This window comes from Acinetobacter nematophilus (assembly GCF_026344175.1).
GTDB classification, from domain to species: domain Bacteria; phylum Pseudomonadota; class Gammaproteobacteria; order Pseudomonadales; family Moraxellaceae; genus Acinetobacter; species Acinetobacter nematophilus.
In genome coordinates, this window is the sequence record NZ_JAPKMY010000006.1 from 1 (window position 1) to 25,515 (window position 25,515).

The window sequence follows — 25,515 nt, forward strand, 5'->3', positions numbered from 1 at the left end:
GACCATTTGCAGTCACCACGAAGCTGTTCAATGGCGGTAAGTTGCTACCGTCCAGGGCTTCGCTATAGGTGAGTGTTAGATGCGTTCCACTACTATCAATACTTGCAGACTGGAATTGAGGATTTGTCACATCTCCAGCGGTAATATCAATAGTTTTTGGATTCCCAGCACCATCTGTCACAGTGACTTTCACTGTTTCCCCGTCAGTCAACGGACGCGTAAGCTGGATATTATCAATGGTGTTATTACCTGTGATTGTCCCACTACCAATCACATTACCACTACTGTCTTTGATGGTTACTTGACCTGCTTCATTTGAAGTTACGACAATATGGGTTGCATCTTCAACTGTCGAAGTAATGTTTGGTGCTGTCACATCTCCCACTGTAATTACTTTTTCTGTCTGATTACCGGAAGCATCAATTACATCAACAATAATTTTACTACCATCAGTTAATGGTGAAGCTAAATCAACTGTTGATTGACCATTTTGTCCAATTACACCCTGACCAATTATTTGACCAGCGTCATCCTTAATAATAACTTTGCTACCTGGTTCATTTGAAACAATACGAATAGTGTCGTTATCGACAATATTTACTTCAACAGTAGGTTTGGTAACATCCCCAACACTTATAGTTTCAGTTGTTTTATTTCCAGCATTATCAGTTGCAGTTATTGTTATTTTCTCATTATCAACCAATGGTCTTGTTAAAGTGATATCGAGTGAACCTGATTGATTTAATTGCCCTGATCCAATTATTTTACCATTCGCATCAATAATTGTAATTTTACTGGCTTCATCTGCCGTTATTTTAATTTTTTCATTATCTAAAATCTGATGCGTTATTTTAGGACCAGTCTTATCACCATTTCCTGAATGATTTGAATTTCCATCGCTGCTTCCTGCAGCTGCAGCTATACCAATAATCCCCGCTGCACCTGCTACCCAAGCCCATGCTGGTACAGCGCTATGTTCACCTAGTAAATATTCCTGAAAATCATTAATACCCAAATAATCGATTTTAGTCACAGTGCCATTTGCATCAAATTCAAGAAATTCAAGTAAATAATGTTTCCCATCTGAAGTTTCTATAGTAAATTCTTTTGGTTTTTCTCCAATAAAAAAGTCTTCAATAACAACTTTTTCTCCATTTTGTAAATAAACCTCCAGATTATTATTAACTTTAACGATTTTGGCTATTTCAGCACTATCTAGATTCACTTTATAAACAGTGTGATGTTTATTCACTAAATCCTGAGTAAGAATTTTAGCCGTTCCTTTTTCATAAATTGTGATGTTTTTCATAATAGTTCTTCCGTCTTATAATTCACTCTTATGCAAAAAAGATAAATAAGTGAGACAAAATTCACAAGTGTATAGTTTTAATAATAAAAACGTATAACATTATAAAAAATATCAGTTGTCTATAATAACTAATGTATTTAAAAGCATTTCGTGATGTGCTTATCATTTATTTATTTTGATTGAACTCTTTTAGACTAGTTGTACTCAATTAAATTTAATTATCGCTTTATATTCATAATTCTCAGTGATCTTCATCATTTTTATAAATTTATTAATTTTTTATTCATAATCCTATATATTTTTAAATAACAGCTTTGGCATATACTGATTAATCATCATTTTTATAAACAAGTTATTCCCCTTTAAAATCTACGGGTATTATTGAAACTTAAGAATTATTCATAGATTAATTTTTATACAAAAAATGTAAAAAAAAACATTAATGTGAAAAACATCACAAAAAAAATAAATTATAAATATTAAATAAACTCACAATTCATTAAATGTTTAATTTAAATATTTTTATTGAACAAAAAAATGGAGTTTAAAACTCCATTTTTTAATAATAATTATTAAACAGTAAAATCATCACCCAAATAAACTTGGCGTACTGTTTCATTGGCCAATACTTCTTCAGGAGTGCCTTCTGCAATAACTGCTCCCTCACTCACAATGTAGGCATGCTCACAAATTGCGAGTGTTTCGCGAACGTTGTGATCAGTAATTAAAACACCAATACCACGGTCCTTTAGTTGTCGAATAATATCTTTAATATCCCCCACGGAGATTGGATCTACGCCTGCAAAAGGTTCATCCAGTAACATAAACTTGGGATCAGCTGCCAAAGCTCTTGCGATCTCAGCACGGCGACGTTCACCTCCTGAGACACTCATACCCAATGAATCTTTAATGTGGGTAATTTTAAAATCTTCCAACAACTCTTTAAGACGTTGTTGTCGTTGCTGTTTATTCAGATCTTTTCTAGTCTCAAGAATTGCCATGATATTATCAGCGATTGTGAGCTTTCTAAAAATAGAAGCTTCCTGAGGCAAGTAACCAATTCCTTTACGTGCACGTTGGTGCATGGCTAAGTCGGAAATATCTTCATTATCTAAATGAATCTCTCCTTTATCCATACGAACCAAACCAACAACCATATAGAAACTTGTTGTTTTACCTGCACCATTTGGACCCAGTAATCCAACAATTTGCCCGCTCTGCATACTAAAAGAAACATCTTTTACCACCCAGCGTTTACTGTAAACTTTAGCTAAGTGTTTAATACACAGTGTTTGGCTTTGATTCGAAGCTGTCATTAATCACGTGCTCCAGGGAAAGACTTGGTGCTGTTTGGTGGGATAATAATTTGCACACGTCCTTTTGATGAACCTGTTGTATTTGATGAACCTGAAGCTTCAACGTCCCCTTTATTCATACTGTATTTTAAAGTACTGCTTCGAATACTTGCACCATCTTGATATAAATAAGCATTACCAATCAGATTGATGATACCTGTTTCAGCATTGTAAACAATTTTCTGCGCTTCACCACGTGCCACACCTTTTGCACTGTCTACCTGTTGTTGAAATTTAGCTGGACCACCTGTAGCAGTAATAGTGCTGATTTGTTTACTTTTATTCAATTGAGCAACAATTGAAGAAGCTTGAAGCTTCATCGTACCTTGTTCAATAATGACATTGCCTGTGTAGGTCGTTACACCTGTCGCTTCACTATAAGTGGCTTTATCCGCAACGAGTGAAATGGGTTGATTACGGTCTGATGGTAATGCAAATGCCGTTACTGACAAGCTCAACATACTGATCGTACAGATCGCTTTTCTCAGGAAAGATTGTTTCAGTGAAAAGATCTTAATTAGGTACATACTTTCCTCGAATATTTGCAAATTCATATTGACCTTGGTTTAAATCAGCTTTTAAACCCTGACTAATAAATTGTGCATCAGGTGCATTGACAGTGACTTGGTGAGTCGTTTCAAACTGACGAGTTTTAGGATACCCGGTTAATTCATCCGTTTGAAATTCCATTATTCCACGTTCACCAAGCTTAGTTGCTTTAACTTGTCCTGATAAAACAACCTTTTCATTGTCATTAAATCCTCTTGCTTCTTTGGCAAAAAAAGTTGAATCAACTTGATTTTGATTAAACATTGAAGCATTGAGATTGCTGAGTTTAGACGTTTTTCTTTGTAAATCCTGTTCTAGATGATCAACTTGAGCACGAACATAAAGATTGCCCTTTTCATCGGTTTGAACCAACTGAATACCTTCAGCAGAATAGGTCATACTTTGTGCTGAACTTCCATCCAACTTTTTGCCCTTTCCGCTGTAATAGTAATAGCCACCACTCATTGCCGCAATGACAACAGCAGTCACATATAGAACCTTAGTATCCATAAATTATATTCAACATTTGATCAATCTGAATTTAAGCTATTAATGCGGTATAGCTGTATATTTTTCAAGTAGTTCTTGGTAAGTGCCTTTAGCCATCAGCAACATATCGCAAACTTCTCGTACCGCTCCACGTCCACCCATTGCCTGTGTGACTAAGTCTGCTCGACGGCGAACTTCAACGTGACCATTAGGTACTGTGACTTTCATTCCAGCCAGTGCAAATGCTGAAAGATCTGGCCAATCATCACCCATATACAAGCAATCTTCAGGTTCTAAATTGAGTTTTGCACACGCTTCTTTCAGTGCAACCCCTTTATCTTCACGCCCTTGAAAAATCAGATCGACACCAAGGTCAGACATGCGTTTTTCAACGATATGACTTTTACGCCCAGTAATAATAATGACTTTGATCCCAGATTTTTGGACCAGTTTCATACCCAACCCATCCCGGATATCAAATGATTTGATTTCGTCTCCAGAATTGGTCAATGTCACGAAACCGTCACTTAAAATTCCATCTACATCTAAAACCAATGCTTCAATATGACGCGCTTGTTCTAATAAAACATAGGAAGCCATTGATTAATTTACTCCAGCTTGAATCAAATCGTGCATACTAATGACACCGATCACTTTATGCATCTCATCGACAACCACAAATTGACTGATTTTCTTTTCATTCATTTTTTCTAAAGCTTCCACAGCTCGTGCTTCTTTAGAAATTGTTGAGGGGTTTTTTATCATGACCTCAGACACAGCTAAATTCACATCAAAACCTTGTTGTTTATCAATTAAACGACGCAAGTCACCATCTGTAAAAATGCCCAGTAAGGTATCATTTTCATCGACAATCGTGGTTAAACCCAAACGTTTATTTGAAATTTCATACAATACTTTATTCATTGGCGTATTGGGTAATACTTTGGGTAAATCATTGCCTGTATGCATTAAATGTTTTACATGCAATAACAGTCGCTTACCCAGTGCTCCCGCCGGATGAGACATCGCAAAATCATCGGCAGTGAATCCACGTGCATCTAACAAGGCAACTGCCAAAGCATCACCTAGTGCCAATGTCGCAGTTGTACTTGAAGTCGGAGCTAAACCCAATGGACAAGCTTCTTTAATATTTCCCAGTGTTAGAGCCACATCGGCATTTTGTGGCATCGGACCTTTATCATCACCGCTAATGGTGATTAATGGAACACCTAAATATTTAATCAAAGGCATCAGCATCATAATTTCATCACTCTTTCCCGAGTTTGAAATTGCAATAAGCACATCTCCTTTGACCAACATCCCCAAATCACCATGCCCTGCTTCACCAGGATGCATAAAAAATGAAGGGGTTCCTGTAGAAGCAAAGGTTGCTGCCATTTTCCGTCCGATATGACCAGATTTTCCCATTCCTGTTATTACCAGACGACCTTGGCATTGCAAAATGATTTCGCAGGCACGCGTAAATCGCGCATCGATTTGAGCCGCTAAAATCTTTAGTGCATGTTCTTCAATGCGCAAGGTTTCAAGTGCAACCTTTTGAAAATCAACAGGATTTGATTTGTTTTCAGAATTCAAAATGGACTTACCTTAACTCTAAAAGAGTTTTGAATATCAAACGGAATATTTTTGCTATTTTAGCATAGCAATACAATAGCCTGCTTTCCTAAATGTATAAATTTCATTTTCTTAGAAAATTAACGTATAAATCTTTATGAAATATGGAGCTTAGGTTAAGATAAATCACCCTTTTGTTGAAACATTTAGAAAACCTATGCAACCATTTGTTCTTTACAACTCTGAGCAACGTAAAAAAGTTGAATTTGTTCCCCGTAAAGAAGGACATATCGACATGTATGTGTGCGGTATGACAGTTTATGATTACTGTCATATTGGACATGCTCGGGTGATGGTTGCTTTTGACTACATCATTCGTTTTCTACGCAGTCAGGGCTGGAATGTAAAATATGTTCGAAACATTACGGATATTGATGACAAAATCATTGCACGTGCCAATGAGAACGGTGAAAGCATTACAGCACTTACGGATCGCTTTATTCAAGCCATGAATGAAGATGCTGAAAATTTGGGATGCCTACACCCAGATGAAGCACCTCGTGCCACCGACTATATTGACCAGATGCAAAATATGATTGGTCATTTAGTCAATAAAGGTGCTGCTTATCCAGCTGCAAACGGCGATGTATATTTTGAAGTGGAAAAATTTACCAAATACGGTCGCCTCTCCGGACGCAAACTTGATGATATGCAAGCTGGTGCTTCTGAGCGTGTCGATGTAGGCGTTGAGAAAAAGCATCCTTTTGATTTTGTGCTTTGGAAACATGCCAAAGCCAATGAACCTTCTTGGACTTCACCATGGGGCAATGGACGTCCGGGTTGGCACATTGAATGTTCAGCAATGTCGACTTGCTGCTTGGGCAATCACTTCGACATTCATGGCGGTGGTTCAGATCTTTTATTTCCACATCATGAAAATGAAATTGCCCAATCAGAAGCTGCTACCGATGAACAATATGTAAATTACTGGATGCATGTGGGTTTTATCAATGTAGATGGTGAGAAAATGTCTAAATCACTAGGCAACTTCTTTACGATTCGTGATGTGATGGAGAAATTCCATCCAGAAGTGATTCGCTATTTCATTGTTTCTTCACACTATCGCAGTCCTGTGAACTTTTCAGACTTTGCATTAAAAGAAGCAAAAACAACCCTGTCACGCTTCTATCATGCATTTAAAGCATATCAGCAGGTTTATGGTGATCTATCTACAGATTTACTTGATGAAACCTTGGTAGAACGCTTTAATGTCGCGATGCGCGATGATTTCAATACATCAGAAGCGATTGCTGTACTGTTTGAAATCATTAAAGAACTGAATCGTGCTGTCAAAGAAGAAAATGCAGAGCAAGCAACGCTTTATTATTCTACTTTACGCCATCTAACCCACATTCTCGGTTTAGTTCAGTACAATGTCGACGAGTTTTTGAAGTCAGATATTGGACAAGACGCATTAGGTTTAACTGAAGCTGACATTGAAGATTTGATCCAACAGCGTGTAGATGCCAAAAAAAATAAGGACTTTGCGCGTGCTGATGAAATTCGCCAGTCTTTACTCGCTCAAGGAGTGGTACTCGAAGATACGCGTCAAGGTACAATTTGGCGTCGTGCTGATTAATTCAGCAAGGTATCATTTCTTCTATAAAAAACCTGATCAGTGATCAGGTTTTTTTGTTTTGATTTTTTAAGCAGATTTCATCGTGCCTGTTTCTTCAAACTGTGCATGCCAAGACAAAGCCTCACCTAAAAGATGTGGTGTTTGTCCCCCCAATACACATGCCCGCTCAAAATAATCCGTTAATTCAGTTCGATAGGATGGATGTGCACAGCACTGTATAATTTTGAGAGCACGTTCCCGTGGTGCCAAGCCTCTTAAATCGGCCAGTCCCTGTTCTGTCACTAAAACATCAATATCGTGTTCTGCGTGATCACAATGGCTGACCATAGGAACAACCGAAGAAATTGCACCCGCTCTGGCAATCGATTTGGTCACAAAAATAGCCAGATGTGCATGGCGAGTAAAGTCTCCTGATCCTCCAATACCATTCATCATTCTGCTACCAGCCACATGTGTTGAATTTACATTTCCATAAATATCAAACTCTAGTGCAGTATTGATTGCAATAATTCCTAAACGTCGAATGATTTCAGGATGATTCGATAATTCCTGTGGGCGCAACACAATTTTATCTTTATAGTGCTTAAAATTAGTCATTACATGCTTGGCGCATTCATCAGACAAAGTCATTGAACAACCCGAAGCAAACTTCATTTTGCCGGAGTCAATCAATTCAAATGTACAATCCTGCAATACTTCTGAGTACATTTCTAAATCATGAAAGTTTGAATGCGCAAAACCCGCAAAAACAGCATTTGCAATTGAACCAACACCAGACTGCAATGGACCTAAGTTTTCAGGTAAACGTCCGAGCGCTACTTCATTTTCAAAAAAGCGTATCAAGTGCTGCGCAATGGCAAGGGTTTCATCGTCTGCTTGGTCCATTTTAAATGAGGTATCTGGAATATCATTGAAAACAATCGCCGAAATTTTATCAGGATCAAGATGAATACCCAACGTTCCAATACGATCACTCACCTGTGTAAGAGGGATAGGGTCGCGATAAGGTCGCTTCTTGGGAAGATAAATATCATGTGCACCTTCAAGTATCGGGTGAATCGTCCTGTCAATTTCAACAATAACCTGATCTGCCATTTCAACAAAATTTGCAGCATTTCCACATGAACCCGTCGGAATGATTTGTCCATCCTCTGTAATCGCAGTGGCTGCAATAATCGCGACATGGGGTTTTGCTAAATTATGATGGCGAATATTATCTGCAACTTCAGATAGATGTTGATCAATATACATGACCTCGCCGGCATTAATCGCTTTGCGCAAAACAGGATCAGACTGATACGGGTAACGGCGCGCCAAAGCATGTGCCTCGGTTAAGCGACCATCTATACGATTCCCTAAACTTGCGCCAGTCGCTAAAGTAATTTTCAAGGGGTGCAGTTTTGCATAATCTGCCAATGCCAAAGGTACTGCTTTGGCCTCACCTGCGCCACCAAAACCACTCACTCCGACCACTGAACCATTTTTGATTAAAGTTACAGCCTGTTCAGCAGACATTATTTTACTGTGCAAGCTGTTTAAGCGTACACGTTCCAAACCGTTAATCATTTTAAAAATCTCAAAAAAATAAAAATAAAGCATGAAAGCGCCCGCCACCCCTGCGAACAGGGATGGAAGAAATATAGAGTTATTCGTTTATAAAGGAGAAAGGATTAAACTAATTCAATGGCAATCGCTGTTGCTTCGCCACCGCCAATGCATAGGGCTGCGATACCTTTTGTCCCCCCTGTACGTTTTAAAGCATGAATAAGAGTCACAATAATACGTGACCCCGAAGAGCCCAACGGATGACCCAATGCACAAGCACCGCCATGAATATTGACTTTATTTACATCCAGTTGGAAAGCATCTATCGCCAACATGGCAACCATTGCAAAAGCTTCATTAACTTCCCATAAATCAACATCTTCTGCCTTCCAACCTGTTTTCTTCAATACTTTTTCAATTGCACCCACTGGTGCAATCGTAAATTCAGAAGGATGCTGTGAATGTGTTGCATATGCGGATATTTGTGCCAATGGCTTTAACCCACGCTGCTTGGCTTCTTCACTTGAAGTGATCACCAATGCCGAAGCTCCATCGGAAATTGAACTTGAATTTGCTGCAGTAATGGTACCGTCTTTTTTAAATGCTGGACGTAAAGTCGGAATTTTATCGGCTTTTGCATTCAATGGTTGCTCATCCTGTTCAACCACAACCTCACCTTTGCGAGATGATACTGTAACAGGAACAATTTCAGCTTTAAAATAACCGTTGTTAATCGCCGCTACCGCTTTATTTAAAGAACCAATCGCATAAGCATCTTGCTGTTCACGAGTATATCCCTTGCGATCTGCCATTTCTTGCGCAAGAATCCCCATGGATAATCCTGTTTCAGCATCTTCCAAGCCTTCCTGAAACATATGATCAATGACCTTACCATGTCCCATTCGATAACCAGAACGTGCCTTGTCCAGTAAGTAGGGCGCATTTGTCATAGACTCCATACCACCCGCAACAACGATATTCGACGAACCTGCCTTGATTGCATCACACGCCTGCATGACTGCTTTCATACCTGAACCACAAATTTTATTGATCGTGGTTGCACCGGTTGAGTCTGGCAAACCCGCCTGACGCATGGCTTGACGTGCTGGACCTTGTTTTAGCCCAGCAGGAAGCACACAACCATAAATCACTTCATTAATATCATTCGGCTGCAAACCTGCACGGGCAACCGCTTCTTTGATGGTGACTGCGCCTAAATCTGGGGCTGTACAGGCTGATAAAGCACCTTGAAATCCACCCATTGCTGTACGTACTGCCTCAACAATTACGATCATTTTTATCTCCCTATTTATTGATTCAAATCTTGTTTTAAACCATAAGGAAGTGAACTCACTTATGGTTTCCCTTTGTCAACCTCAGGTTTTAAGCCTGTGCTGTAAAATAATTTTCAGGCAATTGCATAATGAGATCAGCACCCGCTTGAATACGCTGTATTCTTGCCGCCAAATCTGGAAGCACTTTAGCAACATAATACTGTGCCAAGACCAATTTGTTTTGATAAAATGTATCCGATTTACTTTGAGCCGCTTGAGCTATTCGTGCAAACATATAAGTAAAGCTCAACAACCCGACCACATGTAAATAGTCTACGGCAACTGCACTTGGAAAATCTGGACTCGCTTTTGCCTGTTCAATAATCATTTTCGTGATTTCATCAACCTCAACACAGACATCCAATGTGACAGTCTTGATTGACATTGAATCCTGCATTGTGTTGGCAAATTCGCGTATTTCTGTCAGATAGTCTGCGATAAACGCACCATTAGATTTAATTGTTTTTCGTCCAATTAGATCGAGTGCTTGAATACCATTGGTTCCTTCATAGATTTGGGAAATTCGCAAATCACGAATACATTGCTCCATTCCCCATTCACGAATATAACCATGTCCACCGAAGCACATTTGTGCCTCAAGTGCTGAATCCAATGCCTTATCCGTCAAATAGGCTTTTGCAATAGGTGTTAACAATGCAACACGCTCATTGGCTTTTCTTACACATTCAACATCTGTAGAGAATTTGGTAATATCCAGTTGTTGTCCAACATATACGGCAAATGCACGTGATGCTTCATTATTGGCACGTGAGTTTAACAACATACGGCGCACATCCGCGTGGACGAGAATCGAGTCGGCAGGTTTATCTGGTGACTGTTGACTTGTTGCTGAACGACCCTGTAAGCGATCTGAGGCATATTGTGCTGCATTTTGATACGCAAACTCTGACGCACCTATTCCCTGAATCCCCATAGAAAGCCGTTCATAATTCATCATAATGAACATGGCTGCTAAACCTTCGTTCTCTTTACCTACTAGATATCCTTGAGCTGCATCGAAATTCATGACACACGTCGCTGATCCTTTAATTCCCATTTTGTGTTCAATGGAACCTGCACTCACTGTATTGCGCTCACCCAATGAACCATCTTGATTGATAAGAAATTTTGGTACGATAAATAAAGAAATACCGCGAGACCCTGCTGGTGCATCCGGGGTTTTGGCTAATACAAGATGTATAATATTCTCACTGAGATCATGCTCTCCACTGGTGATAAATATTTTTGTTCCTGAAATATCGTATGAACCATCGCTGTTTGGTACTGCCTTTGTTTTGATCATACCTAAATCAGTACCTGCATGGGGTTCTGTCAGACACATCGTTCCAGACCATTCCCCTGTATAGAATTTTGGTAAGTATGTGGCCTTTTGTTCTTCTGATGCCGCTTGATCAATTGCCATACCTGCACCCACAGTCAGCAACGGATACAGCATAAATGAAGGATTGCAACTCCAAATCATCTCATCTGCAAGAACAGTCAGCATTTTTGGCATGCCTTGACCGCCCCATGCTTCATTGGCACCCAAACCGATCCAACCGCCTTGGGCAAACTGTTGAAAAGCTTTTTTAAAACCACGTGGTGTTTTGACCTCACCCTGGTTAAATTCAGCACCACCTTCTTCATCTGCACTACGATTTAAATCCAAAATGACATTTTTAGAAAATTTTGCCATTTCTTCTAAGATTGCGTTGGCGGTCGCCATATCCAAATGCGCTAGATTGTGATTTTCTTGCCAGAATGTTTCGGCCTTAAAGACATCTTGAAGAATAAACTGCATATCTTTAAGTGGTGCATTGTAAATGGGCATGATTGCTTTCCTTGTGACATGACTCTTCAGTTACGACCAAAGCCATGTTTAAATCTTTCTGCGTTTAAGAAAAAATATCTCATTCATCAACACCCCTGTTTTATGCATAAAATACAGATAAATTGATAAATTTTAATCAAACATAGAAATTTGATTTAAAAAAATATTTAGGTAAAGCCCTATATTGTTTGTAAAAAATCAAATGACTACAAACTTTTTAGGCAAAAAATAAGTTAAAAAAACAATAATCCAATTCTTTAAATAATGGAAATATATTTACATACTTTGACCTCATAGGTTCAATTTTATTGACTTTAAAAAAATAAATTCTTTATCTTTAGCCAATTTCTCAATCAATGCTTTATGACATGAAATATCAGAATTCTTTTGAAATATTTTCTTGAAAATGATGACTATAGTTTTATTGAATAACTGGAATAGCTGATATACTCTGACTCTAGTTCTTCATCAGTGGTTTTGGATTAATAGAATGAGTTCAGTGCGCCAACAAAATTTTCTTCTCCGTAAAGAGAAAATTTTAGCAATGGCAGAAACCTTATTGCTTGATAATAATCAGGATATTACTTTAAGTGAGCTTGCTGCTGAACTTGATATCGCTAAAGGCACGATTTACAAGCACTTCAAAAGTAAAAATCAACTCTATCTAGAACTGATTATCTTAAATGAGAGAAGACTCTTAGATATTTCCAAAGCGTACCATCACGACATTAAAATTTATGTCTCTCAATACATGCTGTATAACATGCTGAATTCAAATCGCACCATTCTATTGCATGTTATTGAAGAACGACTCACTAACAACGAACGTAAGTTGAAAGACTTATTTGAAGAACTTTATTCAATCCGTGAACAACGTATTTTAGAAATTAAAGATCTCTTTGGCGCGCATCTGAAATCACTCAACAGCATTATGTCGATCCGTGATTACCTGTCTTATATTTGGACGGTGACCTATGGTGCATCGCTACTGTTAAATTCAACCCATTATCAAAAGTCGATTGGCTCCCGCGAACGTCTGATTAAACTTTATGTCAATCAAGCGCTTATGACACCTGATAAATTAACTGATGCTGAACACCCTAACGATTGACGTTCTACGCTGTTGTCAGGAAAGTAGCGTATCCAACCCGAATATCACGTGCGCACTATATATCCAATTCATTTTGGGGGCTGAGTAACTGACTGGGTAAAGGCATGGAATTGACTTGACTAAAAATTTCATAACACATATGTCTAAGCCACTGATGGCTGGTTTTATGGTGGCATGACATATGCCAATACTGCTTAATCGAATAAGTTGGAAACGAAATGGGTGCCGGGAAAATCTGTAAGTTCCCTCTTGATAATAATACTTCGCTCAAATAATACGGAACGGTAGCAATCGAGTCTGTATCTTGTACTACCAGTCCTACACCGAGATAACTTGGGATGCGCATCAACACATTGCGTTTTAAGTCCAGATTTAACAGCTCATTGGCAATATGATAATGTCCCACCCCTGCATCAATATCAATGTGAGATTCACTCAAATACTGTTCAACCGTCATACTTTGTTGACTTAAGCGAGGATGATCTTTCGAAGCAATCACCACATAAAACTGTTCAAATAATTTTTGTTGGTAGAATCCATTTTCCAATTGCGGCAAAAAACCAATGGCTAAATCAATTTCTCCATTCGCCATTTGATAGCTGGTTTCAGAGGTAATTGCACGAACATTTAATTTAACGTGTGGTGCATGTTGTTTCAGGTATTGAGAAATCTTTGGAAGCAAAACCAAATGCGAAACATCGGTCATGGCAACAGTAAACTGTTGGTGTGACGCCGTTTCGTCAAAGTTCACACTGAAATTATTGATAATTTCAACCTTACTCAGTGCCTCACTCACCAACGGATAAAGTTGTTTCGATAACTCAGTCGGCACCATTTCATTACCGATCCTTAAAAACAACGGATCGTTGTAGTGAGTACGAATTTTGTTCAGAATATTACTTACTGTAGGTTGGCTCATTGCTAAATGGTCCGCTGCCACAGACACACTTTTAAATTTATAGATATAGTAAAAAATACTGAGCAACTTACAATCTAACTCAAACACGAAATTACATCTCACTCATTTGTGTATTCGGTAGTATATCTTCTGCTTTTTTATAAAAATTGCCAATGTTTTAATGTACCGATTTTAAACAATCAGATCAGTGATTGAAAATCAGTACACTGCATCTGTTTCAATCTCTATTCTTTTACAAATAAATCAACCATTAATTCATCCTCTGAATCCGCGTAACGATATTCAGAAAAATCCGTCACCCCAAATTCTCGAAGAATATCTTCATCAATCAGCAAACGTCCTGTCAATGCACGCTGTTGACTGTTTAAAATATGATAAGCAGCATCTGCCATAATATTGGGTTTGCGTGCTTTGCTAAACAACGCCTTACCGCCTAAAGAAAATTCGATTGCGGCAGTTGCAATGATTGTTCTTGGCCAAAGTGAATTTACACTCACGCCATAACTTGCAAATTCCTGATTCATTCCCAAAGTCAACATACTCATACCATACTTCGTAATCGTATAAGGCGCATAACTCGCAAACCATTTCTCATCCAAATTCAAGGGCGGAGAGAGATTGAGAATATGCGGATTATCACTGTTTTTTAAATAGGGTAATGCGGCTTGACTACATACCATTACTGCACGGGTATTAATTTGATACATCAAATCAAAACGATTGGGATCGAGTAGCTCTACACCAGATAATTTAATTGCACCTGCATTATTAATCAAAATATCAATGCCACAAAAATGCGCTGCAGCCTGTTGCATTGCTAAAGCGACAGCAGTTTGATCTCTCACATCCAGCTGAATGGCTAACGACTGACCACCTGCTGCTTCGACCTCTTTCGCGACAGTAAAAATCGAACCGCCTAATTTGGGATGTTCCTCTGCTGATTTAGCCGCTATCACAATATTTGCACCGTCTTTTGCTGCTTTCAGTGCAATTTCTCTTCCAATTCCACGGCTTGCACCTGTAATAAAAAGTGTTTTTCCTTGAAGTGACATGACATCCTCTTTGTATTTGTTCTAAGCCCTCCAATTTACTGAATTTTGTTATGTTGTTGTAGTAGTAAATCCATTAATTTATATACTCATGAGTACATTAATTATTTTATCTTTTGTCAGTGTTTAAAAATCAACAGCTTGCATAAGCAAGCTGTGGGTAATCATCCATCATTTTTACGCTGCACCGACTTTTGGACTTGCACCAATCTGCCAAACGAATGGCAGCGGTTCACGGTTTACTTCCCAGTCTCCAATCACTTTCTCCTTATAAACTAAAGGATTATGTGAAGCAACCACGCGCGCATTTCGCCAAAAACGATCGAGCTGCTTAGATGTACTACTGGCTGATGCGCCCAACGCATTAAATAATTGACTGGTTAAATCCAGCACCAAATCCGAGATCACCACTTGACCTTGTGCAGATTCAAGTTCGGCATCATTATTCGCCTGAATGTTTTTGACCTCAGACTCTCCAAAATGGCTAAGATATGCTTGCTGTAAAGCTTCTGCCGTTCGCAAGGTAATGGTTTCACTGGCATAGGCCTGTGCAGATGCTTTGCCTATCACTTGTAAAATTTGCGGGTCATTTCGGACAAGATCTGCATTGCCATGACTGAAAATACGATCACGCTTTTGCACTTCATGCGTAAATGCTGCAACAGCAGATTGCGCAATCCCCGTCAAGGTTGCCAAATGAATGACTTGATAAAATGCTGTTTGATATTTAAAGCGCTGTTCAAAAGGCAATATATGATCACGTTCAATTGCAACATCGGTTAAGCTTAATGTACCACTTCCCGTAGTCTTTTGCCCAAAACCATCCCAATCATCCAATACCTGTACGCCTGAAGCATGGCGAGAAATTGCTGCAATCACATGTTGATCCGTTGTTTCATCATAGGCAAATAAATCGACCCAATCGGCAAAAATAGTTCCTGTGGAGTAATACTTTTTCCCATTCACCAGTAATTGATTGTTTTTTTGTTTTACTCTGGTGATCACATCCCCAATTTTTACCTGACCAATTTCAGTCCAAGCATTTCCGATGAGATCACCTTGAACAAAACGTTTAAACCACAGCGCTTGATCAGCAACTTTATGGGCATTTAAACGGTCTTCAACAAAGGCAAAATGCCCACGCAGTGCCTGAACGATATTAGAATCTGCTTTGGCAAGCTCTATAAGCAACTGAAACAGTTGTGGTAAAGAGACACCATCACCACCGAACTTCACAGGGACCCGAAGTGCCCCAAAACCCACTTGTTTTAACCAGTTGATCTGTTCATAGGGCAATGCACGTTGCTGTTCACGCGCTCGTGTTCCTTCAGCAATTTTTTCAAAAATTGGACGATACTTAGCTGCAACTTTCTCATAATTGGCTGCGGTTGATAACTCATCATTAATATTGGTTTGAATGTTTTGTTGACTCATATTGGCGCTCCATTATCTGATTGTTACTGTCCTTAACTCCACGCATGACGTGGCAAGTGAATGTTATTTAAATAATAATTACCAACCAAATTAAACTTCCAACGTACTGGGTCATGTAAAGTATGGGTACGTGCGTTGCGCCAATGGCGGTCTAAATTCAACTCTGATAAAGTTGAACGTGTGCCTGATAACTCAAACAATTTATTGGATGCCAAAATCGCAATTTCTGTGGTCAATACTTTTGCCTCAGCCACCAACAATGTCGCTTCATTGGCATGCGCTTCTGAAGGTTGCGCGATGGCTAAATCAATTGCATCACCTGCCAAATCTAAAACCGCTTCAGCTGCTCTTAATTTAATTTTTAATTCACCGATATTAGCAATGGTATAAGGATCATCAGATGCTTTTTGCAAACCAGAATCTACCCAAGGACGTGAATGCAGCCTCACATATTGAATGGTTTCGTCAATCGCACCACGTGCAATGCCAGCATCGACAGCAGCTTGAATAAACTGTGAAATTGCACCTGCAACTGTTGGTTTTTCAAAAGCTTTATATATCGGTACAATATATTGGGCATCCACCTTTACCTGTTTCAGTACAACTGTGCCACTTGCTGTAGTCCGTTGTCCAAAACCAGACCAATCATTAATCACCTCTAGCCCAGCCGTGGTTCGGGGGGTTAAAGCCACTACTGGCAAACCTTCTTCATTGACCGCGACTACAGGTACCCAATGCGCTAATAATGCGCCTGTAGCAAAAAATTTCTGTCCATTGATTTCATAGCCCTGTGCTGTTTGATGAATTTTCGTTTCCAAATCAGCAACTGTCTTGCTGCCTTTTTCTGAAAAGGCATTTCCTAAACGACGTCCTTTTAATATCTCTGCAAAGAAAAACTTTTGCTGCTCAAGGTTAGCATCCAAACGTAAATGTTCAATAAATGCCCAATGGTTTTGCGCGATCTGCCCTAAAGAAGGATCAACACTTGAAATCGTTTTTACCACTTCAGCTAAAGTTCGATATTTTACTTCTGCGCCACCGAAAGATTTAGGAATATTAATTCCCCACAAACCACTTTGTGAATATTGCTGTATCTCAGCCAGAGGTAGACGACGCTCATAGTCTCGCTGTGAAGCTTCTTTGGCAAACTCTTTCGCCAAAGCTTGAGCGACTTGAATGGCTTCTGCATCCGATTGAATCACATGTGCATCTTGGTTGAGTTCAAAAAATTGTAAAGGTACAGCCGTCTGTGAAGAAAATTTTTCTTGGTTTAAATCAGTCATTGTTGTCACTCTCTTAAAATAAGCATGACCTTAAACTAGCATTATTCTTTTGGTTCATTTATATAAATAAATGCATTCAATATTCAAAAAAGAAAGTATTCATTTATGATTAAAATGTATAGTTAATAAAATCAAAAAATAATGCCCACATAATGTGGACATTATTTTAATTGATCATGAATTATTTCCAAGACATGCCTATTGCCGATTATTTTATTAGACAGAATGTTTTAAATACCCTTTCATCATCAAATAAAACCTATAACACAGGCTTACATCATCAACAGCAATGTTCAGTCAAACCTAAGCAAAACTCGAAAACAAATCGAAATCATTTAACTGGCATGTGCGAATTTATTTTTAGTGCCTTGACGGTATTTTGCGCCACGATGATTTTCTGCCAGATGTGGACCATGTCCAAATAATTTTTCTCTTAACGTACCATGACCATATTCAGTTTGATAAACCCCGCGTCGCTGTAACTCAGGGACAATAAAATCTACAACATCGATAAAAGTCTGATGCGCCAAAATATAAGCCAGATTAAAACCATCGACATCAGTTTCTTCAATCCAGTGTTGCAATTCATCGGCAACCGTTTGAGCTGAACCGACAATTACAGGACCATTTCCACCAACACTGTTCCATTGCGCAATTTCTTCTATTGTCCAGATACGATCAGGATCCGCATTAACATATGCATCCAACATTGATTGGATGGCATTGGTTTCAATATATTCCACTCTATCTTTCGCTTGATATTGTGAGAAATCCACACCAGACCAACCGGAAACTAATGTTAGCGCACCATCATAGCTACCGTAGCTTTGATACTCTTTAAATTTAGCATCAGCCTTTTGATCCGTTTCACCCGTCACAATAGACAACAATGTATAAATTTTTACACTATAAGGATCACGTCCTTCCTCACGCAATTTCTGGCGTATGCTCTGAACAATTTTTTTCGCAGCAATTTTTGAAGGCGGTGCAATAAAAATGCATTCTGCATTTTGACTGGCAAACTTTTGCCCACGAGTAGATGCACCAGCTTGATACAATACAGGCGTTCGTTGCGGTGATGGTTCACAAATATGGATACCAGGTACTTTAAAATATTGACCTTCATGTAAGATCGGATGAACTTTTGTATGATCTGCAAATCGACCTGCATGTTTATCTCTTAAAACCGCACCATCTTCCCATGAACCCTCCCAAAGCTTATACAGTACCTCTAAATACTCATCTGCGACCTCATAACGGTCATCGTGATTGAGTTGTGCACTTAATCCGAGATTTTTAGAGCCACTTTCCAAATAAGAAGTGACAATATTCCACCCAACCCTCCCCTTGGTCAAATGATCCAGAGTACTGATTCTTCTGGCAAAGGGATAAGGGTGCTCAAATGAAATAGAGGTTGTGACACCAAAACCCAAATGCTGCGTAACTGCTGCCATAGCGGGGACAATTTGCAGTGGGTCATTTACAGGAACCTGTACTGCACCTGTTAAGGCATGTTCAGCGCTCTGATGATAAACATCATAAATTCCAAGTACATCTGCAATGAAAATCCCATCAAATAAACCCTTCTCTAAAATTTTGGCGAGATCGGTCCAATATTCAATGTCTTTATATTCTGTAGAACGGTCTGATGGATGGCGCCATAACCCAGGGGATTGATGTGCAATACAATTCATTTCAAAAGCATTAAAGCTAATTTGCTTAGTCATTACTATTCAACATCGATATTCATAATATTTTTTATCCTATGTCATTTATCTTTATTCTTTTATCTTAATATCTTCGATGATTATCACGAAAGTTTTTATCATATTTTATGGCTTAGGTATATCATTTCATCACATAGTCCTGTTTAAAATAGAACTGGAATAAATCACCTTGTGATTGATATTATTATTTACTGGACAGAAATAATAAACAAACTGAGTTGAATAAAACTATTAATGAAACACAATCGTCGAAAACATCATCCACAACAGTTTGAGGCAGGACTTTTTTATCATGTATTGTTTCTGCGACTGATTAAATAGGTAGGTGTCTAACCAATTTTATGCTGAACCGCATATCACAGCGAGACGATGATCCTTGTGGAGCTTCACCCCTCACGCCAAAATAAAAATATGGCGAGCCGCAGACTGATCCCAAAAAACGGGGCAAAATTTACTAAGACTCCATTAAGATCATTTTTTCAAAAAATTAAAATACAGTGATGTCAATCACAGATTAAATATTAACTTTTAATTTTTTCAGCAAGTCTTTTACTGGCTTTAAAATCTTTATAGAAATATAAAAATAGACCACAAATCAGCACTGCTGCGCCAACAAATACCGTTATCGTCAGTTTTTCATTATTCAACATAGCTCCCAAAAACATGGCAATCATGGGAGTCATCACTGTTGTTAACGATAATGTCGTTGCTTTAATATTTTGAACCAATTTAAAGTAACAGAACATTGCCAGCAAAGATGCCATTAACACAGTATAAATCAGTGCAAATAGTGATTTGGTTTCCGGGATATGGGTTGGAGCATGTTGCCAGATAAAAGGAATAAGACAACTTGCGGCTAAGGTTGAAACAAAGATTGAGCCTGTTGCTTGCGCCATCGGCAACACGTCTGCATTCACTTTTTTAACCCAAAAAATTGACAAGGCATAGGTAAATACACTCATCAACATCAATCCAATGCCAATAGGATGAACGTGCTGACTTGCGCTGCCACTCATGCAGATGATTGCTAAACCGCATACGGCCACCAACATACCCAACCATTGAATTCCAAGCAAACGTTGACCAAAACCAAAGCGACCAATCAATCCTGCCATAATTGGCGCTAAACCGAACATCAGCGCAATAATTCCTGAACTTAAATAACTGGTTGCGGCATAAGTGAAAATCTGCGAACCAATCAAACTGAATGATCCGGCTAGGTAACTGTGCAAAGCAATTTTATTGAGCGGTAGTTTGACTTTAAGAATAAAAAGTAAAATAAGTGCAATCGGCAATGCAATAAAAAAACGCAATACCAATGCCCACATCATATGTAAATCAGCCACACTCCAAACAATCGCCAAAGGCGTACTTGCCCAGATGAAGACCAGTAAAATATAGGTCGTCACCAGGTTGGATTTGGAAGGCATAATTAGTCCTGTAAGTGATCAGTTCAATTCAATGGGTTACGGTGTTAAAGATGATAAGATCAAGCCATGATAAAAATTCAAAATAAACGCCTAAACATGGCTTAGATCGAAGTTTTCCGTTTCTGCTTTTGAATTGTTTGGTCTAGACTACTCGAAAATTCACGTTTATCTCGTTCAGAAATTGGCGGTGGTCCACCTGTTTGTACACCGGCTCCACGCAAGGTATCCATAAAATCACGTAAATGCAGCCGAGCTTTTACATTGGCTGAAGTATACACCTCTCCACGTGGATGGATTGCAACACCACCTTTTTCAATAACTTGGGCAGCTAAAGGAATATCTTGAGTAATCACAATATCATGCTCGCCCATGCGCTCAACAATCTCTTGATCGGCTTGATCGGCGCCAGACATCGCTTGAATTGAATTAATTCGAACCGAAGGCGTAATGCCAACCGGTTGATTGGCAACAAAAGTGACTTCAAGTTGATAACGATCAGAAGCACGTAAAATCACTTCACGAAGAATTTTAGGCAAAGCATCTGCATCGACCCAAAGTTTAAATGGCAGCACAAAACATCTCGAATCAAGATTTTCCACCATTTTAGCAAAATGCAACTGGCGTGTCCTATGCTTATTATTTTATTTGCTTCGAATATCGCGATGTCATGTTCATCTTCACACAACATTGTTATTTTGCTCATTAAAAATACAAGCCAAGCGCTTGTTGTCGAAAATTCGCTTTAATCTTATGGTTTTTCTTATGATTTTACATTTCGTGACTTGAAATTTACTCATCATCCTCGATTTAATAGAATAAGAGAGGCATTCAATACGTGAAAATGAACAATCAAAACAGACCTGAAACAATTATCATCGAAGATCAAAATTTTGGTAGCCATGTCGAACATTGGAATCTTTTAACTGAGAATCCAACAGCAGAAGTGCCCAAATGGTTAGGTCTTGCTTTAGATGCACCTGTTATGCCAATGGGTCTCTGTTCACAAGAGTGCGATATGGATGTGTCAACTTGGTTGATTCAAGGTCCAAATGGCTCTGCAGTGCAACTATGCCAAGTCATCGATGTTGAAAATAATAAGCCTAAAGCCGTTAAAACGGCATTTCCTAGTTTTGAAAGCCCTTATCAGTTAAATGCTTCTATTGATCGTATCATTACCTGTAAAACCAATACTCAAGCGGTACTTAGTTTAAAAGTTGGAACCAACAGTGTGGTCTATGCCTTTGATAGCTTATACAGTGTCAACAGTCATCGATACCTACAAGACCAACAATATAAAGTGCAGTTGAATGCGTGGGCTTACGAGCTCGAAAAAGTTTCTGATCATGAACAAATCATTGTGGATGATCCTGCTTCAATCAAGCATCATCGTGCTTTAAACGATATCCTTTCACAAAACAATGGTGTTGCCCCGGAAAACTTGCAAGAGCAGATTGATGCGTGGGAACCCAAATCCGAAGACGATAAAGCTCCCGTAACCGTTGATTTTTCAAAAATGGTGGCATATCTCTATGGTGAAACACTTGGACAAGAAGATGAAGCCTGGTTTCAAGGTAAAGTGGTAGGAAAAACGCAAATGCAGTTTATGCAACAAGACTACACACTTTATGATGTAACATTAATTCTTGAAGAAAACCAACCTGCGATTCTTGTTCGCATTGCAAGCAAAGACCCCGCATATAAAGATTTTGAAATTGGACAATATATTCGTGGCAATATTTGGATTCAAGCCAATATTTACTCTGCTGCATAAATCAGCATAGCATCTCAAAAGCATGATGAATATTCATCATGCTTTTTTATTACACGTTTTGTAACATTTTAAATATACTGAATTTCATCTATTCAATTTTTCTTGTTTTGAATTCAAAACAACGAGTTATCCACAATTTAAATTCAAAATAAATTAATCTTCTAATTTGTTTGTTAATAAATTAAGCAATATGGGGAATTTATTTTAATAATCAAATGACCCTCATGTTTCTCAGCGTACAGATTTATGAATTTATAAATAAATTTAAAAACAGATATTTAGATCAAAATAGTAATTCATTGAATTTCATTACTTTGTATAGAGATTTGGCTCTTTTCAAGCGGTATTTATACAGATTTTTATTGATGAAATTTTGAAATGATCAGAGTTATCCACAAATTACCAACAAACCCCATGTTTTAAATTCATATTCCGTATAATTTTTTAGAGATAATAATTTCTCAAAATTTATAATAAATAGATTTAGCGCTTTATTTAACCAGTCAATTATGTTAAAAATACGACGAACCAATAGGATTTAACAATAATTTAAAATCTAGGCTCAGTAATGAAAATTATACCTGAACAATCGACTAGTCTAATCAATCAAGTTAGTGGTTTTCACTTACGTTTGGATAAAGGAGCATGTTGCTTTTTTGTTCTGGGTATGTTTTTAGCTGCAATATTGATCCATATATTAGGCATCTTTCCAACGACTTAATTTGCAAGATACGATTTACATAAAAAATCCCTCTAGATGCTCATCGGAGGGATTTTTTTATTTGCCTGAAGATTATCTGTTCTTCTTTGTTTACAGCAAAGAGCCACCTTAGACCAGATGGCGTATGCATTTTTTCACTCAAACAGATCAGCCATTACGTTGAGCAAAATCATCCATAAAGTTGACTAATGCCTGTACACCTTGTAATGGTACAGCATTATAAATACTTGCACGCATCCCACCTACTGAGCGGTGACCCGCAAGATTTAATAGATTGTTCTCTTCTGCTTCTTTCAAAAATAATTTATCCAGTGCATCGTCAGCCAATGTGAAAGGTACATTCATGATTGAACGGTTTTGAACAGCAATTGGGTTGTTATAGAAATCGCTTGAATCAATATAGCCATAGAGTAATTTAGATTTTTCAAGGTTGGCTTTATGCATTGCATCTACCCCACCCTGCTCAAGCAACCACTCAAATACCAGACCTGACAAATACCAAGCATACGTCGCAGGCGTATTGACCATAGAATCATTTTTTGCTTGAGAAGCATACTTCAACAGGCTAGGAATTTCAGGTTTTGCCTGATCCAACAAATCATCGCGAACAATGACCAATGTTAATCCTGCAGGTCCAATATTTTTTTGTGCACCGGCATAAATCAAACCAAACTTCGAAACATCAAGTGGCGCAGATAAAATGCTTGATGAGAAATCTGAAACCAAAGGTTTGTCTGTTTCAGGAATATTTGCAAATTGAATTCCACCAATCGTTTCATTATCGGCATAATGAACATACGCTGCATCATCAGACAAATTCCACATGCTTTGCTCAGAGATGGCTAATTTACCCTCAATTGTTGTCCCTGCCTCAACAATATGGATATCACCATAACGCTGTGCTTCTTGAGTTGCCTTTTCAGACCAGATCCCTGTATGGATATAATCCGCTTTTGAGTTTTTGCCCAATAAATTGAGTGGAATTGCTGAGAACTGAAGTGATGCCCCGCCTTGCAAGAACAATACTTTGTAGTTCTCTGGAATATTCATCAATTGACGTAAATCAGATTCTGCTTTTTCTGCGACAGCCACATAGTCTTTACTACGATGGCTCATTTCCATGATGGATAAGCCTTTACCACGCCAATCCAACAACTCTGCTTGAGCTTTTTCTAAAACGGCAGTAGGTAATGCAGCAGGACCAGCACAGAAATTGTACGCGCGCATGATTTTTCCCTTTTATAAAGTGAAACGAATGAAATAGGCGCATTTAACCACAAATCGCCTTTTCTTGCAGTAGCTTTATCAGTCAATATTTCAATGTAATTGCATATTTAGAGCTAAGATTTCAATAACAAAATTTGAATGTTGTTTAAGTTTTGGGAATCAGGTAAGTCATCGATTTATATTTAGGTTGTTGCGAACAATAAACAGGAGTTCCATTTAATGATTCTGCAATACGACGACTTGCATCGTTTTCAATTGCAACAGGATAGATAAAAGCTTCAAAATTAAAATGTTGTGAAGCCCAATGAGCAATTGCTGTGACAGCCTCTTTTCCATATCCAAAGCCATGGCGATCTTCTCTAATCCAGATGCCAAGTTCAGGTCTTGATTGCTTTGCTTGGTGAAAACCAACCAAACCCAAAAACTCATCATTTAATTGATTTCGAATTACAAAAACCCAATCTGATTCATCTTTGATGGTGATTAACCATGTTCGCCAAATATTTTCAAAGGCAATTCTGTCTTGAGGCGGATCCCAAGACATATACTTTGTCAGCGTAGGGGTAATACAGCCATAACACTCTTCTGCATCATTGCAAGTAAATGGTTTTAATTGCAATCGTATTGAACTCATCAAAACAGTATTCAATCCATTGAGGTAAATATTTCATTGATCATCATTTAATATCATTAAAAGTCTTAAATTCTCTTTTCCACATAGCGTGCAAAATTATCTAAGATGGCTTGCCATCCCGCCCGCTGTTGTTCAAATGGATAGACCGTTTCAGGGTCAAAGCAAATACGAACCAATACAGCTTGGTCCTGTTGAACAAAGGTGATTTCTGCTTTGCGCTCTCCAAACGAGTAAGCAATCTTTTCATGTGGAATAATATCCGTATACGTCCCTGCGAAATCAAAGCCCATACTGCCATCTTTAGCTTCCATGCGGTTTGAAAACTCACCGCCCACACGTAAATCATTTTTCGAATTAACCGTATGCCAATCTGGCGAAGCTGTATTCCACTGCTCTATATCCTGAGGATTATTATAAATACGCCATACCACATCGATGGGTGCCTCAACTAAAGATTCCACAGTAATTTTTGACATTTTCAACTCCATCTCTTTTTAAGATTTGATTGTTATTTAAATATCCCGGTAGTGATTATAATTTAATCAACCATATATACTTTATAAAACTACAAAACTACACATAT

Annotated in this window: 22 protein-coding genes; 3 read left to right on the plus strand and 19 right to left on the minus strand. The window is 38.4% G+C overall.

Translation table 11 applies throughout. From position 1 onward, the window contains the following. The 6 genes from OSH00_RS12080 to OSH00_RS12105 all read right to left on the minus strand — a co-directional run. Window positions 1-1,309, minus strand: a 1,309-nt coding sequence (locus OSH00_RS12080; RefSeq protein ID WP_266130612.1) for an Ig-like domain-containing protein, incomplete at its 3' end; no start/stop codon positions are given. 572 nt (window positions 1,310-1,881) lie between these two features. Continuing rightward, window positions 1,882-2,625 (minus strand): LPS export ABC transporter ATP-binding protein, encoded by a 744-nt coding sequence (gene lptB / locus OSH00_RS12085; RefSeq protein ID WP_004824561.1) that lies wholly within the window; start codon window positions 2,623-2,625, stop codon window positions 1,882-1,884. Further along, window positions 2,625-3,191 carry a lipopolysaccharide transport periplasmic protein LptA gene (gene lptA, locus OSH00_RS12090; protein ID WP_266130613.1) on the minus strand — a complete coding sequence of 189 codons (567 nt, stop codon included), beginning with the start codon at window positions 3,189-3,191 and terminating at the stop codon, window positions 2,625-2,627. The genes lptB and lptA overlap by 1 nt, the downstream gene beginning before the upstream one ends. Further along, window positions 3,178-3,723, minus strand: a complete 546-nt coding sequence (lptC, locus tag OSH00_RS12095; RefSeq protein WP_266130614.1) for an LPS export ABC transporter periplasmic protein LptC — start codon at window positions 3,721-3,723, stop codon at window positions 3,178-3,180. The genes lptA and lptC overlap by 14 nt, the downstream gene beginning before the upstream one ends. A gap of 39 nt (window positions 3,724-3,762) precedes the next feature. Beyond that, entirely contained in the window at window positions 3,763-4,302 is a 540-nt protein-coding gene (locus OSH00_RS12100; RefSeq protein WP_266130615.1) for a KdsC family phosphatase, read from the minus strand. Window positions 4,303-4,305: 3 nt separating this feature from the next. Then, a complete protein-coding gene (locus OSH00_RS12105; RefSeq protein WP_196076927.1) occupies window positions 4,306-5,298 on the minus strand; it encodes a KpsF/GutQ family sugar-phosphate isomerase in 993 nt (330 codons plus the stop codon). Window positions 5,299-5,494: 196 nt separating this feature from the next. On the opposite strand from OSH00_RS12105, the gene cysS reads away from it, so the two are divergent. Then, entirely contained in the window at window positions 5,495-6,916 is a 1,422-nt protein-coding gene (gene cysS / locus OSH00_RS12110; protein WP_266130616.1) for a cysteine--tRNA ligase, read from the plus strand. 66 nt (window positions 6,917-6,982) lie between these two features. Here the strand turns inward: cysS and OSH00_RS12115 are convergent, their stop codons facing one another. The 3 genes from OSH00_RS12115 to OSH00_RS12125 form a co-directional block, all read right to left on the minus strand. After that, a complete protein-coding gene (locus OSH00_RS12115; RefSeq protein WP_266130617.1) occupies window positions 6,983-8,482 on the minus strand; it encodes a succinate CoA transferase in 1,500 nt (499 codons plus the stop codon). Between the two features lie 104 nt (window positions 8,483-8,586). Further along, entirely contained in the window at window positions 8,587-9,762 is a 1,176-nt protein-coding gene (locus tag OSH00_RS12120) for a thiolase family protein (RefSeq protein ID WP_266130783.1), read from the minus strand. Between the two features lie 82 nt (window positions 9,763-9,844). Continuing rightward, window positions 9,845-11,626 carry an acyl-CoA dehydrogenase C-terminal domain-containing protein gene (locus OSH00_RS12125; RefSeq protein WP_266130618.1) on the minus strand — a complete coding sequence of 594 codons (1,782 nt, stop codon included), beginning with the start codon at window positions 11,624-11,626 and terminating at the stop codon, window positions 9,845-9,847. A 490-nt stretch (window positions 11,627-12,116) separates the two neighbouring features. Between OSH00_RS12125 and OSH00_RS12130 the strand changes: the two genes are divergently transcribed. Then, entirely contained in the window at window positions 12,117-12,737 is a 621-nt protein-coding gene (locus OSH00_RS12130; protein ID WP_266130619.1) for a TetR/AcrR family transcriptional regulator, read from the plus strand. A 55-nt stretch (window positions 12,738-12,792) separates the two neighbouring features. On the opposite strand, the gene OSH00_RS12135 is transcribed toward OSH00_RS12130, so the two are convergent. From OSH00_RS12135 to OSH00_RS12165, 7 genes are all read right to left on the minus strand, one after another. Continuing rightward, entirely contained in the window at window positions 12,793-13,743 is a 951-nt protein-coding gene (locus OSH00_RS12135) for a LysR substrate-binding domain-containing protein (RefSeq protein ID WP_196076143.1), read from the minus strand. Between the two features lie 137 nt (window positions 13,744-13,880). After that, window positions 13,881-14,708: an SDR family oxidoreductase gene (locus OSH00_RS12140; RefSeq protein ID WP_266130620.1), complete on the minus strand. Its 828-nt coding sequence runs from the start codon at window positions 14,706-14,708 to the stop codon at window positions 13,881-13,883. Window positions 14,709-14,882: 174 nt separating this feature from the next. Next, window positions 14,883-16,139, minus strand: coding sequence for an acyl-CoA dehydrogenase family protein (locus OSH00_RS12145; RefSeq protein ID WP_266130621.1), 1,257 nt, complete (start codon window positions 16,137-16,139; stop codon window positions 14,883-14,885). Window positions 16,140-16,171: 32 nt separating this feature from the next. Then, the gene (locus OSH00_RS12150) at window positions 16,172-17,422 is read right to left on the minus strand and encodes an SfnB family sulfur acquisition oxidoreductase (protein WP_266130622.1); all 1,251 of its coding nucleotides are present in this window, start codon (window positions 17,420-17,422) and stop codon (window positions 16,172-16,174) included. Window positions 17,423-17,757: 335 nt separating this feature from the next. Further along, window positions 17,758-19,149 carry an LLM class flavin-dependent oxidoreductase gene (locus OSH00_RS12155; protein ID WP_266130623.1) on the minus strand — a complete coding sequence of 464 codons (1,392 nt, stop codon included), beginning with the start codon at window positions 19,147-19,149 and terminating at the stop codon, window positions 17,758-17,760. A 521-nt stretch (window positions 19,150-19,670) separates the two neighbouring features. Next, window positions 19,671-20,579, minus strand: a complete 909-nt coding sequence (locus OSH00_RS12160; RefSeq protein WP_266130624.1) for a DMT family transporter — start codon at window positions 20,577-20,579, stop codon at window positions 19,671-19,673. 101 nt (window positions 20,580-20,680) lie between these two features. After that, window positions 20,681-21,181 (minus strand): YaiI/YqxD family protein, encoded by a 501-nt coding sequence (locus tag OSH00_RS12165; RefSeq protein ID WP_266130784.1) that lies wholly within the window; start codon window positions 21,179-21,181, stop codon window positions 20,681-20,683. A 239-nt stretch (window positions 21,182-21,420) separates the two neighbouring features. Between OSH00_RS12165 and OSH00_RS12170 the strand changes: the two genes are divergently transcribed. Further along, complete coding sequence (locus OSH00_RS12170; RefSeq protein WP_266130785.1) at window positions 21,421-22,350, plus strand: hypothetical protein; 930 nt, start codon at window positions 21,421-21,423, stop codon at window positions 22,348-22,350. A gap of 868 nt (window positions 22,351-23,218) precedes the next feature. Here OSH00_RS12170 and serC read toward each other — a convergent pair. The 3 genes from serC to OSH00_RS12185 all read right to left on the minus strand — a co-directional run bounded on the left by serC (window position 23,219) and on the right by OSH00_RS12185 (window position 25,408). Beyond that, window positions 23,219-24,298, minus strand: coding sequence for a 3-phosphoserine/phosphohydroxythreonine transaminase (gene serC / locus OSH00_RS12175; RefSeq protein ID WP_266130625.1), 1,080 nt, complete (start codon window positions 24,296-24,298; stop codon window positions 23,219-23,221). A 145-nt stretch (window positions 24,299-24,443) separates the two neighbouring features. Then, the gene (locus OSH00_RS12180; RefSeq protein ID WP_266130626.1) at window positions 24,444-24,935 is read right to left on the minus strand and encodes a GNAT family N-acetyltransferase; all 492 of its coding nucleotides are present in this window, start codon (window positions 24,933-24,935) and stop codon (window positions 24,444-24,446) included. A 62-nt stretch (window positions 24,936-24,997) separates the two neighbouring features. Continuing rightward, window positions 24,998-25,408: an SRPBCC domain-containing protein gene (locus OSH00_RS12185; RefSeq protein ID WP_266130627.1), complete on the minus strand. Its 411-nt coding sequence runs from the start codon at window positions 25,406-25,408 to the stop codon at window positions 24,998-25,000. Window positions 25,409-25,515 lie beyond the last annotated feature (107 nt).

Bases quoted from the DNA above. Each gene is read 5' to 3' on its own strand.
- OSH00_RS12140 (WP_266130620.1), bottom strand. From the start codon at position 14,708: ATGTCACTTCAAGGAAAAACACTTTTTATTACAGGTGCAAGCCGTGGA.
- OSH00_RS12150 (WP_266130622.1), bottom strand. From the start codon at position 17,422: ATGACTGATTTAAACCAAGAAAAATTTTCTTCACAGACGGCTGTACCT.
- OSH00_RS12170 (WP_266130785.1), top strand. From the start codon at position 21,421: ATGAACAATCAAAACAGACCTGAAACAATTATCATCGAAGATCAAAAT.
- OSH00_RS12125 (WP_266130618.1), bottom strand. From the start codon at position 11,626: ATGCCCATTTACAATGCACCACTTAAAGATATGCAGTTTATTCTTCAA.
- OSH00_RS12160 (WP_266130624.1), bottom strand. From the start codon at position 20,579: ATGCCTTCCAAATCCAACCTGGTGACGACCTATATTTTACTGGTCTTC.
- lptA (WP_266130613.1), bottom strand. From the start codon at position 3,191: ATGTACCTAATTAAGATCTTTTCACTGAAACAATCTTTCCTGAGAAAA.
- serC (WP_266130625.1), bottom strand. From the start codon at position 24,298: ATGCGCGCGTACAATTTCTGTGCTGGTCCTGCTGCATTACCTACTGCC.
- OSH00_RS12100 (WP_266130615.1), bottom strand. From the start codon at position 4,302: ATGGCTTCCTATGTTTTATTAGAACAAGCGCGTCATATTGAAGCATTG.
- OSH00_RS12185 (WP_266130627.1), bottom strand. From the start codon at position 25,408: ATGTCAAAAATTACTGTGGAATCTTTAGTTGAGGCACCCATCGATGTG.
- lptB (WP_004824561.1), bottom strand. From the start codon at position 2,625: ATGACAGCTTCGAATCAAAGCCAAACACTGTGTATTAAACACTTAGCT.
- OSH00_RS12115 (WP_266130617.1), bottom strand. From the start codon at position 8,482: ATGATTAACGGTTTGGAACGTGTACGCTTAAACAGCTTGCACAGTAAA.
- lptC (WP_266130614.1), bottom strand. From the start codon at position 3,723: ATGGATACTAAGGTTCTATATGTGACTGCTGTTGTCATTGCGGCAATG.
- cysS (WP_266130616.1), top strand. From the start codon at position 5,495: ATGCAACCATTTGTTCTTTACAACTCTGAGCAACGTAAAAAAGTTGAA.
- OSH00_RS12130 (WP_266130619.1), top strand. From the start codon at position 12,117: ATGAGTTCAGTGCGCCAACAAAATTTTCTTCTCCGTAAAGAGAAAATT.
- OSH00_RS12155 (WP_266130623.1), bottom strand. From the start codon at position 19,149: ATGACTAAGCAAATTAGCTTTAATGCTTTTGAAATGAATTGTATTGCA.
- OSH00_RS12165 (WP_266130784.1), bottom strand. From the start codon at position 21,181: ATGGTGGAAAATCTTGATTCGAGATGTTTTGTGCTGCCATTTAAACTT.
- OSH00_RS12145 (WP_266130621.1), bottom strand. From the start codon at position 16,139: ATGAGTCAACAAAACATTCAAACCAATATTAATGATGAGTTATCAACC.